At 48.2% G+C, this 12286-nt stretch carries 9 protein-coding genes and 1 pseudogene; 6 read left to right on the top strand and 4 right to left on the bottom strand.

Features of this window, described 5'->3' with window-relative positions:
• Positions 1–388: 388 nt before the first annotated feature.
• Both QUB44_RS18335 and QUB44_RS18330 read left to right on the top strand, forming a co-directional pair.
• Complete coding sequence (locus QUB44_RS18335; RefSeq protein ID WP_333369741.1) at positions 389–2812, top strand: SdrD B-like domain-containing protein; 2424 nt, start codon at positions 389–391, stop codon at positions 2810–2812.
• A 383-nt stretch (positions 2813–3195) separates the two neighbouring features.
• Positions 3196–4056 (top strand): SDR family oxidoreductase, encoded by an 861-nt coding sequence (locus QUB44_RS18330; protein WP_333369740.1) that lies wholly within the window; start codon positions 3196–3198, stop codon positions 4054–4056.
• A 683-nt stretch (positions 4057–4739) separates the two neighbouring features.
• Here QUB44_RS18330 and QUB44_RS18325 read toward each other — a convergent pair.
• Complete coding sequence (locus QUB44_RS18325) at positions 4740–5768, bottom strand: hemerythrin domain-containing protein (RefSeq protein ID WP_333168489.1); 1029 nt, start codon at positions 5766–5768, stop codon at positions 4740–4742.
• A 378-nt stretch (positions 5769–6146) separates the two neighbouring features.
• Between QUB44_RS18325 and QUB44_RS18320 the strand changes: the two genes are divergently transcribed.
• On the top strand, positions 6147–7412 hold the full coding sequence (locus QUB44_RS18320; protein ID WP_333369739.1) for a pitrilysin family protein: 1266 nt from the start codon (positions 6147–6149) through the stop codon (positions 7410–7412).
• A gap of 262 nt (positions 7413–7674) precedes the next feature.
• Positions 7675–8943 carry a pitrilysin family protein gene (locus QUB44_RS18315; protein ID WP_333369773.1) on the top strand — a complete coding sequence of 423 codons (1269 nt, stop codon included), beginning with the start codon at positions 7675–7677 and terminating at the stop codon, positions 8941–8943.
• Between the two features lie 24 nt (positions 8944–8967).
• On the opposite strand, the gene QUB44_RS18310 is transcribed toward QUB44_RS18315, so the two are convergent.
• The 3 genes from QUB44_RS18310 to QUB44_RS18300 are packed head-to-tail and all read right to left on the bottom strand — an operon-like array spanning position 8968 to position 10004.
• Positions 8968–9315 carry a BrnA antitoxin family protein gene (locus tag QUB44_RS18310; protein WP_333369738.1) on the bottom strand — a complete coding sequence of 116 codons (348 nt, stop codon included), beginning with the start codon at positions 9313–9315 and terminating at the stop codon, positions 8968–8970.
• Between the two features lie 38 nt (positions 9316–9353).
• Complete coding sequence (locus QUB44_RS18305; RefSeq protein WP_333257349.1) at positions 9354–9734, bottom strand: PIN domain-containing protein; 381 nt, start codon at positions 9732–9734, stop codon at positions 9354–9356.
• A 9-nt stretch (positions 9735–9743) separates the two neighbouring features.
• On the bottom strand, positions 9744–10004 hold the full coding sequence (locus QUB44_RS18300) for a hypothetical protein (protein WP_333369737.1): 261 nt from the start codon (positions 10002–10004) through the stop codon (positions 9744–9746).
• 181 nt (positions 10005–10185) lie between these two features.
• On the opposite strand from QUB44_RS18300, the gene QUB44_RS18295 reads away from it, so the two are divergent.
• Both QUB44_RS18295 and QUB44_RS31220 read left to right on the top strand, forming a co-directional pair.
• On the top strand, positions 10186–12006 hold the full coding sequence (locus tag QUB44_RS18295; protein WP_333369736.1) for an efflux RND transporter periplasmic adaptor subunit: 1821 nt from the start codon (positions 10186–10188) through the stop codon (positions 12004–12006).
• A gap of 118 nt (positions 12007–12124) precedes the next feature.
• Positions 12125–12286, top strand: a pseudogene (locus QUB44_RS31220) (ISL3 family transposase); the annotation flags it as partial.

Genomic DNA, 12286 nt, shown 5'->3' with positions numbered 1-12286 from the left:
CAGAGGTAGTATCATACCTGTTTTTAGGAATAATCAGACAATTCCCCAAGTGCGATCGCCCTCGTGGCATGGTCGCTCAATTCACCGAGGTTCAGTGAATCTTAACGTTGTTCCAGCTCTAAACAGCAAGTGTCCACGGGCAGAAGAACTCAGGGCGCAAATCTTGAAGATATTGCGCTCAAATTGCCACAGCTATTCAAAACCTGATATAATCTCGTGCGACAAAGCTGGAGTAAGCCGGAGGTTAGATGAGGAACCTTTGAGCAACGTAGACGTATGTATGATTGAGTAGCGATCGTCAGTCGCTAGCAGCAGCTAACTGCTGATTGACAAAGTGATACAGTAGCCTGTAGCTTACGTAGATTTAGGTGTGAAGGAAAAGAAAATCATGACAGAAGAAAGAATAGCTAGTCAGGTACTTCCTGTTCCTGGAGTATTCCCAGTCCAGCTACCGCCAACCGTCATTTTTGGCAACGCTCCTGCGGGTATCCAGGGTACCAAGTTCAATGACCAGAACCGCAACGGCATCCGAGAGCCAGGCGAACCGGGACTCCCCAACGTCCAAATCTTTATTGACACCAATAACAACGGCACTGTCGAGCCAGGTGAACCCTCGACGTTGACCAACGCCAGCGGAAACTTCGTATTTCCAGGCTTGCTTCCAGGCACCTATACTGTCAGGGAAATCCCGCCACCCAATTTCAGCCCGACAACTCCCAACCCAGTCGTCGTCACCCTTGCGGGCATTAATGCCACAGTGTTGTTCGGTAATGCTACAGGTGAGGGTCAGATTATTGGCTGCAAATACCTCGACGTAGATAACGACGGCTTTCGAGACGGGAGTGAACCTCCGATGGAAAACGTCAGAATCTATATCGATGCCAACAACAACGGTCAGTTAGATGCAGGGGAACCCACTACCTTAACCGATAGAAACGGCGAGTTCCGATTCACCGGTTTGCAGGCTGGGCTGTACCGGATTCGGGAAGAGCGCGCCAACGGGCCGGGCACTGAACCGTTAGAAAGAGATTTTCCCCAAAGCACTCCCCCCGGCAGCACCCCCCTGCTTGACGTTAACCTCGGCCCTGGCGAAATCTGGGCCTGCGCTCAAGTGGGCAACACTCCCCTGTACGAAATCCCGATCTTCAAATTCCGGGATGACAACGCCAACGGCATACAAGATGGAGGCGAAGTTCCCCTCTCCGGCATCCCGTTCATCCTCGATTTGAACCGGAACGGCCGGACAGACGCGGGCGAACCGCAACTGTTCACTGGCCCTGATGGTAGGGCTACCTTCAGAGATTTGAAAGCTGGCAGCTACTCGGTATTGGAAACCTTTGAAACATTCATAGCCAACCAGCCGCCAATTAACACTACCCAGAACCCAGTAGAAGTTACAGCCCCCGGACCCCAATCGCGTCAGCAGGGAACGCTGCCTTTCATAGTGACCGATCCAACAGTTCCAGGTGGTCAGCGGATCGTTGCGGCGAACTTTCCGCCCCCCTTCCCCCCGGTCAACCCGGAACCCGCAGTCTTCTTCACCCCGATTTTGGTAAATCCAGGTAGCGGTGCTGTCGGGAATACGCGCCCTAACATCACGATCTTCAAATACAACGATCAGAACGCTAACGGTCGTTACGAACCGGCCAACACTCTACAGGAAGTGGGCATTCCCGGCATCACGGTCTACCTTGATGCCAACGACAACGGCGCCCTCGACACAGGGGAACAGTCGCTAGTAACTGATGCCAACGGGCGCGGTGCTTTCACCAACCTGGAACCGGGCAATTATGTGGTTCGGGAAGTGCCACAGGTGGGTTTTAGTCCTACTACTCCGGATCGGGTGCAGTTCAACCTCAGCAATCAAGATGCGAACGTTGTCTTTGGCAACACCCCCAACAGCCGGATCACTGGGTGCAAATTCCAAGACTTGAACGGCAACGGCTACCGAGACGGCTTTGAAACGCCGATCGCAGGAGTCACAATCTTCCTCGACACCAACGGTAACGACGCCCTTGATGCGGGAGAAGCAAGTACCGTCAGCGATCAGTTCGGTCGCTGGGAGTTTGGCAATTTGACCCCTGGTATTTACCGAGTCCGGGAAGTGGTGCCTTCCAATTCTTTCCAAACTACTCAACCACTGGACATCGTTCTGGGCGCCAACCAAACGTTTACTTGTGCTTTGGTGGGCAACGGCCAGTTCTTTAACTTGATAGTTCCCAAATTCCGGGACGATAACCGCAACGGCCTGCAAGATGAGGGTGAGCCTCCTTTGGAGGGCATCCCGTTCACTTTGGATTTGAACAACAATGGCCGCTACGATGCTGCTACCGAGCCTCTGGTAAGGAGTGATGCGACTGGTACTGCGCTGTTCACCAATTTAGCTCCGGGCAACTACTCGGTATTGGAAGTTTTCAACGCTCCGGGTGTTCCCAACCCGTTCCCCATTCCGACCGGGCCTAACCCTGTTACGTTCTCGGTGCCCGGGCCAAATACTTTTGTAACGGCGATCGGCGTGTCGGCGCCAGAGCTAACTGATTTGAGCCTCGATCCGGTGACTGGCGGCACGGGTGTGGTAACTGCTTCTAGCATCCCCGATCCTCTGCTCGACGGCGGCATTTCACCCGATGCTACCGTTAACGCCAGCGTCGATGGCTTGCTCGCTCCTGAGACTGGTGTTAGCAGCTTTGTTGACATCAACGATTTGCAAAACACGGCGAATTCCCTGATTGCAACATTTTTAGTAGAGAATGGTCTCGAGGAATTACTGTTAACTCCTCCTGCTCCGCAGGCTGATGGTGCCTGGTTGTAATGTTAGGTTGGGTTTCTAGTTCGAGACTCAGCAATTAGCAACTAGCTTGTTTAAACTGCACGTCAAATGATGTTTTGGCGTGCTTTTTGCTGTTGTGACGCTCGCGCGGCGGGTTTATCAATTTCTTTAATTACCGGAAATATTGTTCGTGAAACCCGCCTCTACAACAAATATATCCCGATGCTCCTAGAGGCCTGTTTTACCGACAATCTTTGAGGAAAACTCACAATTTATATAAACCAGCCCGCCACAATCATGGGTTCGGCTGACGGGTTTATCTCTTTAATTACTGTCTTTAGTAGTAGAGCGCGATCGGCAAAAAGAGCGATTCCCTAGTTCCAGAAAACCTTTATTTATAAAGGTAGAACTTAGAGGAATATGTTATGCCAACTCAACAACAAACCAATCCGGCTCAACATCAAGAACAGCAACCCGGTATTGAATCCCAAATGACTCCGCAACCTCAATCCTTCGCGGAGGGCTATCGCGGTAGCGACAAATTGCGGGACAAAGTAGCCTTAATTACAGGCGGAGACAGCGGTATCGGGCGTGCAGTGGCGATGGCCTTTGCCAAAGAAGGCGCTAACGTGGTCATCAGCTATCTTAACGAAGATGATGATGCCAAAAAGACCAAAGAGGCGATCGAACAACAAGGCCGGCGCTGTATTGCGATCGCCGGCGACATCGGCGACGAAAACGTCTGTCAAAACCTTGTAGAACAAACAGTTAAAGAATTCGGACACCTCGACATCCTTGTCAACAACGCCGCCGAACAGCATCCCCAAGAAAGCATCGAAAACATCACCGCCGAACAATTAGAGCGCACCTTCCGCACGAACATTTTCTCAATGTTTTACCTCACAAAAGCCACTCTCAAACACCTCAAAGAGGGAAGTGCAATTATCAACACTACGTCTGTCACCGCTTACAAAGGCAATCAACAATTGCTAGATTACTCCTCCACAAAAGGAGCAATTGTTGCCTTTACTCGCTCTTTGTCTCAAAGTTTAGCTGAGAAAGGAATTCGCGTCAACGGAGTCGCCCCCGGTCCGATTTGGACGCCTCTAATTCCTGCAACTTTCCCTGAAGAAAAAGTGGAGAAATTTGGTGCAGATACGACCTTGGGACGCGCCGGTCAACCCGATGAAGTTGCCCCCAGTTACGTGTTTTTAGCTTCAAAAGATTCGTCTTACATGACTGGTCAAATTTTGCATCCCAACGGAGGATCTGTGATCAACGGATAGATTTGTCGCGAGTTGAGATATAAATAACCGCATTTTGTGGGGACGACTTTCACCCACAATCTCTGACTATAACTCACAATCTAAATAAACCCGCCCCCACAACCATGTTACCTAGGGTGGGTTTATTCATTTTTTTAGTTATTTCAAATCCGGTAGCATCGTCGGGCGTAAAATCCAGTCAACAGCGATGCCCACTCACCTTCGCCGAAGGGTCAATCGATTTTAGATTTTAGATTTTAGATTTTAGAATTGAAGCATTGACCCCACGGATAAATAAATTCGGGGGGCAAGTTTCATCGGATAAAGGTTTTTTATTTCTGGGTCCTGAGTCTGCGAAGGAATGAATCCGGGGGCTTGTATCCTGGATGCTTTCGGTTAACAATCACGGACGGTGCAACCGGAATTGTTGATACAATTAATCTGCGTTAATCTGTATTTATCCTGTATCTGGTGTAAAAAAAAGATAATTTGTTAAGTGCAGATGACAATGGATTGACGCAGATTCACGCAGATAAAGAGAATAGATAGATGAATAATTCCGATGCTAACAGATTTGATATTAGTTTTTGAACATTGGTGAGTTTACACAAAACAGTAATCCCGCCAGGTTGGTAGCGGGATTGATAGGTTGCAGTTTAGCTATTCTCTAGTTTTGCTAGAGTTAAAATTAGCCGACTGCTGAATTATTTCATCTTAGCCATTTCTTGCTGGATGGTGGTTTTTGCTGCTTTGAATTGAGTAGCCATTTGTTCCATTTGTGCTTCGCTCAGATTGCGGCGAATATGAGGGAACATATCGTTTTCTTCTTGTCGAATGTGATCTTTAACCGCTGTTTGGAGCTGTTTAATTTGGGCTTTGAAATCAGAAGAACTAGGGTTAAGAGCCTTAATTTGGGCAAGCATCTGCTTCATTTCTGCTTGCTCGCTATACAGTTCTTGAGTATTGCCGTAGTAGCTGCGAACTGCGGGATAAACAACTTGTTCTTCGGCTTCTGCGTGAACGCTGAGGTCTTTGTAAAGTTGACCGAAGAATTCTTGCAGTTTTTGAGGATCGTCGGTGCTTGCGATTTCCATAAAGAGGGTATCGGTTTTGCGGTGATCCATTGAGATGATTTCGGTGATGTTCATCTCATCTTTGCTGCGGGTAACTGCACCGCCGATGATGCCGGTCATTGCTGCCATTGCATCTTGCACGCGCGCCCAAACGCCTTGGTCGGGGTCTTTGCCGGTCAGTTCGCGGACGCCTAAAATTTCGAGAACTCCTTTGAGTTGTTCTTGGTGAGCGCGGTTCTCAAAGTTAACTGTATTGAGCGGGGTAATGGCTGCTTCAATGTCTGCGCCTACTACTTGAGCAGCTTTGTGAATTAACATACCGGCCATTGTTTGTTTGTGTTTGAGCAGTTCGTGCTGAGCTACTTTTTCAAACATGGTGAGTTCAGAACCTTTCATGAGTTTCTGAACTTCTTCAATCATTTTTGTGCTGGTTTCTTTGGGCTCGGCTTGAATGCCGTATTGCACGATCGTGGTTTCTAATACGCCCAAATTTTTGCGATCGTCTTCTAGCATATCCCGGAAGCGCTGGGCTAGTTCGGAGTCGTTGCAGGAATTGATGAATAATTGCTCGTTGGCGATCAACAGGTTTTGCAGCGCTTTCATGTCTGCTAATTTAGTTGCGATCGCTTGGCGCTTAGTATCTTCTAAGGTAGCTACCATCTGTCGTTTCTCCTCTCAATGTCTTTAGTGTTCTTACATCTCTTAATTTATTGATATATTCTGATAACATCCTCTTTCTCCCGACTGATTCATTAATATCCCGCGCAACCTATTGACTTTTAAACCAAGAAATGATAGTTAATTAAGGCTAAGGTCGTTTTTAAAAAAAGCAAAAATTACCCTTAATAACTGCCAACTAACCACTGACAACTATTAAGTGACAACTACCAACTGACAACTGCCCACTGCCCACTGCCAACTGCCCACTGCCCACTGCCCACTGACAACTGACTTTTGTATCAATTAATCCCGATCGCATAGCTGTAAAGCGCTACCATAGTTGCAGCCGAAGTTAACTAAAGTTTAAGAATAACTAGCTTGTCTCAACTGCTCACTGCTTTAGAGTTCCCAGCCAATGTCTGGAAGCTGAATAATGGGTTAACGGTCATTCACCAGCGGATTTCGGCCACACCGGTGGTCGCGCTAGACGTGTGGGTGAGGGCTGGTGCTACGCTGGAGCCGGATTCTTGGTCGGGAATGGCTCATTTTCTAGAACACATGATATTTAAAGGGACGGATTCGATCGCCCCTGGAGAATTTGACCAGGTAATCGAAAATCGCGGCGGTGTCGCCAATGCAGCTACAAGTCACGACTACGCGCATTTTTTCGTCAACGCTGCGGCCGATTATTTAGCAGAAACAGCGCAGCCGCTGGCAGAATTGCTGCTGCGCGCTTCGATTCCCGATCGGGAATTTGATCGCGAGCGAGATGTGGTACTCGAAGAAATCCGTCAAGCTCAAGACAATCCCGATTGGCTGGGTTTCCAAGCAATGATGGAAACAGTTTACCAGCGGCATCCCTACAGGCGATCGGTACTCGGCACGGAAGAACTGCTGATGTCGCGAACTCCCCATGAAATGCGCTGTTTCCATCGATCGCACTATCAGCCGGAAAATATGACTGTGGTGGTAGTCGGGGGAATTGATGAACAACAGGCCAGAGATGTTACGGAGAAAGCATTCGAGCAGTTTTCAGACAGGTGGGATTGTCCCAAATTAACCGCAGAAGCGGAACCGCCACTGATAGAAATTCGCCGTCAGGAGCTCGGCCTCCCCCGATTGGAACAAGCGCGGCTGATGATGGCCTGGACCGGCCCGGGAGTTGAACACTTGCAAAGTGCTTGCGGCTTGGATTTGCTGTCGGTGTTGCTTGCAGACGGGCGGACTTCGCGTTTAGTCAGGGAATTGCGGGAAGAATTACAATTGGTAGAGGCGATCGACAGCACTTTCTCGTTGCAACGGGAATCGAGTTTATTTACTATCAGTGCAGTCTTGGACGCGAAGGATGTCGAACAGGTGGAATCTCGGATTTGCGATCGACTTTGGGAATTGCAGTCTGAGCCAGTTTCCGAGGTAGAATTGCTCCGCTGTAAGCGCTTGCTGTGCAACGATTTTGCTTTCTCCCTCGAAACGCCGGGACAGCTAGCGGGTCTTTACGGATATTACAATACGATCGCCACTGCGGAATTAGCGCTCAGCTATCCCACTAGGATTAAAGCATTTGGGCCATTAGACCTCCAGCGCCTAGCTCAACAATATCTCTCTCCCCGACGCTATACAGCCGTGGTACTCAAACCAATCTAATAACGGTTGACGGTTGACGGTTGACGGTTAATTGAAAAAAGGTAAGAGAAGACTTGCAGCTAAAATAGCAAGAGCGATGGTTACATTAAGTCATCATCGTTTTAAGCATATTAAGCATATGTCATACAAAGTAGATTTAGGTGGATTCCTAGATTTACCGGGTTAAATGTATCTGTTACTGTGGTCAACAATCAACAGCGAACAGTCAACAGCCAATAGCGAACAGCCAACAGTCAACAGTCAACAGTTAACAAAGAATTCAATGAAAAATGAAATCCAGCGCACGGTTTTAGACAACGGTATTGTTGTCTTAGCAGCAGAAAATCCAGCAGCAGATATTATTGCAGCTAGGATATTCCTGCGGGCCGGCAGTCGCTACGTGCAGCCGGAACAAGCAGGATTGTGTCACTTGCTGTCGGCGGTAATGACTAAGGGAACCGATCGGCTGTCTTCGCTGGAAATTGCCGAGTGTGTAGAATCGGTGGGAGCGAGGTTGAGTGCCGACTCTACTACAGACTATTTTTTAGTGAGTTTGAAGACGGTTTCTGCGGATTTTGAGGAGATTTTGGAGTTGGCGGCGCAATTGACGCGATCGCCGAATTTCCCGGAAGCTGAAGTCGAACTCGAACGCCGCATTGCCATATCGGCAATTCGATCGCAGCAAGAACAGCCATTTGCGATCGCCTTCGAGCAATTGCGGCACTCGATGTACCAGGAACATCCCTATGCTTTCTCTCCCTTGGGTACGGAAGCTACTATGTCAAAGCTCACCAGAAACGAGATCGAACAGTTCCACAAAACCTATTTCCGTCCCGATAATGTAGTTATTTCTGTAGCCGGCAGAATCTCGACCGAAGATGCGATCGCCCTGATCGATCGAACTTTTGGTGACTGGAAAGCGCCTTTAACACCCCTGCCAACTTTAACCGTCCCCCCTCTGTACCCTTCCCCTGAATCGGTCGTTACGCCACAAGATACGCAGCAATCAGTGATTATGCTGGGCTACCTCGCACCCTCTGTCAAAAATCCAGATTATGCAGCGATTAAGTTGCTGAATACTTATTTGGGTAACGGTTTGTCGAGCCGATTGTTTGTGGAATTGCGGGAAAAGCGGGGCTTGGCTTACGACGTTTCTGCAGTCTACGCGACGCGCTTGGACACGGCTCAGTTTGTCGTGTACATGGGTACGGCGCCGGAAAATACGGCGACTGCTTTTGAAGGATTGCGCGCAGAAGTCGATCGACTCACCAGCATCCAACTAAGCGAGGAAGAATTGCAAGCTTGCAAGAATAAGATGCTCGGTCAATATGCTTTAGGAAAACAAACTAATTCGCAAATTGCCCAAGTTTTAGGTTGGTATGAAATTTTGGGATTGGGAATTAAATTTGACCAGCAATTTCAAGAAGAAATTGCACAGGTGACAGCTTCACAAGCGCGGGCTGCTGCTAAGAAATACTTCATCGAACCGTATGTTTCTTTGGTGGGCCCGGAGGCGGCGATTACAGAATTGGGTGTAGTGGCTGTTTGTTAAGGAGGCAATTGGCGATCGAACTTTTCAAAAGTTCGATCGATGCGATCGCAGATAAAAAGACTTTGCTCGTCGTCCGTTGCAACGCAGGGTGCTAATCAGGTTATGCTGAGTTTTGTTGTTCTCTATATATTGGCGTAAAACGTTGTTAATTAGAGTTTTATACTGTTCTCCTTGAGCCTCAAACCACTGCTTGATATCTGGATCGAGCTGAACTAAGTTGTCGGCTAGAGCTGCTGGAATACGTAAAGTCGATCGTTCAAAAAATTTATCTGTCAGCGGTGGAATATCTGAGTAGTCGATATTCTCTTCCGATCTTGACTCTAAAGCTGCCCAGTTAGTACCGGAGGTAATGTTCAAATCGTTTCTGCTCATAACGGTTAGCTCTTCGCGCTGAAATGATTAGGTTGCGGTTAACGTGCATAAGGCTGTGCTGTCAAAAGATTTGGGACAACTCGATAATGTTTAACGTTAAATGTGCAAAGCGTTAAACCTCGTCCCACAGCACAGGCGGCAATCAAAGCATCAAGCAATCCCAGACTGTTTGACAAATGGTAAGTTGTGAAATCTGACAACGCACAGGCACAATCAGCTTCAGTTGCCCAAATTATTGGTAATGGTGCAACCAATTGAAGAGCTTTACGAACTTGCTGCATATTCTGAGAGTCTTGGATTAGCTCCATGACAACAAAACCGGGAACACTAGGTATATCTGAAAGACTCGAAAACCAAGCAATTGCAGGTGCATGACCCCGTTGAATATCAATTAAAACATCTGTGTCTAAAAGATACATTGGCATTTCTTATGTCCGCGTCCGTGTTTCTGCCTGATGGCGCAGGTTTCGAGCATATACTTGACTATCGGTGATATCAGGTCGTGAGTTGATGACTCCTTCGCTTTGCCAGTAAGCAACAAGCTCTGCTCCAGTTTTAGGTGGGTTGCTCAGAACTTGCCTGAGCGATAAAACACGTAGGATGTACTCAGATAAAGGTAGGTTTAGCCGCAAGGCTTCATTAGACAGTTGACTTTCTAACTCAGGCGGCAACTCTAATTGAATGCTCATTTTTCCGTTCCTCATCGATCGAGATTCTCAATTAATCCTAGCTGATTTCCTCATTATCCAAAATTATCCGAAGATACCTGCACATAACGGCACAACAAAAAAAACACAACCAGACTTCAATTGAACCTTTTCTGTTCCCGAGCGGTCTAAATTGAACAGACGCCCGATCGGTCTAATTTATATGTACTTAGTAAAGCACTTTCAGATTAAAAAAGAGCTGACTCCGTGGGTTAGCGGGCTGCTTGCTGCTTCCCTGCTTGCAGGAGTAGGCTACACAGCTTACAGCCAACTCACAGTCAAATCCAGCCGCGAAACCAGACGCAGGGAAAAAACCGTTGCTGTCGAAAGGGTGAACCTGCCGATTACAATTTCGGCAAACGGCACAATTGTGCCCGAACGTTCCGTTAACGTCAGCCCCAAAACTTCAGGAATGCTCAAAAGTTTGCTTGTCAAGGAAGGAGATAAGGTTGAAAAAGGGCAGATTCTCGCCTACATGGACGACTCCAACCTCCAAGGGCAACTTACCCAAACTCGCGGACAACTCGCAGCCGCGGAAGCAAACCTGGAAAAATTGGTCAACGGCACTCGAACCCAGGACATTGCTGTGGCTAAGGCTGTGTTAGCAGAACAACAGGCAAGTCTGGAAAAATTGCTCAACGGCAATCGAACCCAAGACATTGCTGTCGCTGAGGCACAACTAGCTGAACAACAGGCAAATTTACAAAAATTGCTCAACGGCAATCGAAGTCAGGATATTGCCGTAGCTGAGGCACAATTAGCTGAACAACAGGCAAATTTACAAAAATTGCTTAAGGGCAATCGGCCTGAAGACATCGCCCAAGCGATCGCCAAACTCAGCGATGCCGAATACGCCAAAAACCAAGCTGAGGAAGACTTTCAGAGAAATCAAGAACTCTATAATGCCGGAGCCATTGCTTTGCAAGTTGTCAACAACTCCCGCACCGCGCGCGATCGAGCTCAAACGCAAGTCAGGCAAGCCGAACAAGCTGTAGCTTTGCTGCAAGCGGGTACTCGCCCCGAAGAAATCGCTTCGGCGCGGGCTGCTGTGGAGCAAAAACGGCAAGCTTTGACCCTGGCGAGATCGGGCTCACGCCCGGAAGACATCGCTGCAGGGCGGGCTGCTGTGGAGCAAAAACGGCAAGCTTTGGCCCTGGCGCGATCGGGCGCACGCCCCGAAGACATCGCTGCAGGGCAGGCCGCAGTCGAGCAAAAACAGCAAGCTTTGGCGCTGCTAGAAGCGGGTTCCCGCCCCGAAGACATCGCCCAAGCCCGCGCCCAAGTTCTCGCCGCTAGAGGCAGCCTGCAAAGCGTTCAAGCGCTGATCGACGACACTGTGCTGCGGGCTCCTTTCACCGGCACTGTTACCCGCAAGTACGCCGATCCGGGCGCTTTTGTGACTCCCACGACTGCAGGTAGTGCGGTTTCTTCGGCGACTTCTTCTTCGATTTTGTCCTTGGCTTCAAAAAATCAATTAGTCGCAAACGTAGCAGAAACTAATATTTCTCAGATTAAGATCGGCCAGGCTGCATCTATTGAAGCCGATGCTTTTGCGGGAAAGACTTTTACAGGTAAAATTACTCAAATTTCGCCTCAGTCGATCGTCCAGCAAAATGTGACAAGTTTTGAGGTAAAGGCGGCAATTATTAATGATGATAAACAGATGCTGCGATCGGGAATGAATGTGAATGTTGAGTTTAAGGCCGGTGAACTCAAAAATGTTTTGGTAGTTCCGACTGCGGCAATTGTCCGCCAACAAAGGGAAACGGGGGTTTATGTTCCGGGTGGAGAAGATGGTAAACCTGCTTTTATGCCGATTAAGACTGGTGTGACGGTGGATGACAAGACGGAAGTGCGATCGGGTTTGAAAGGAAATGAAAAAGTGCTGCTTAGTTTGCCCTCCGGATTGCGGCCTAGATCCCAAAATCCATCGCCGGGGGGGATTCCGGGTTTGCAACCGGGTGGGGGAAGGCGCTTGCGTTAGGGTTTTGATTTTTTTATTAGACCTCTTGCGAAAATGCGCTCTTTCTAGGTAAAATAAAAGAAAAAATGGCTCTCCTGGGTTTATGGTGTAAAATAGATCAACCAATACAGTTGTAGTGATGAGCTTTCATTTAGACTATCTATTAGACTTGCCTGGAGTCAAGGTTGAAACTTGCACTCAAATTGAAGGACAAATTTACTTTCGTTTGAGTGCTTTAGCATCAGGAATAGTTTGTCTTCACTGTGATAATTATACAGAAGAACTCCATCAGAATCGACCT

The organism is Microcoleus sp. AT3-D2 (assembly GCF_036705715.1).
Lineage (GTDB): Bacteria > Cyanobacteriota > Cyanobacteriia > Cyanobacteriales > Microcoleaceae > Microcoleus.
This window is presented reverse-complemented; position numbering and strand designations above follow the sequence as displayed.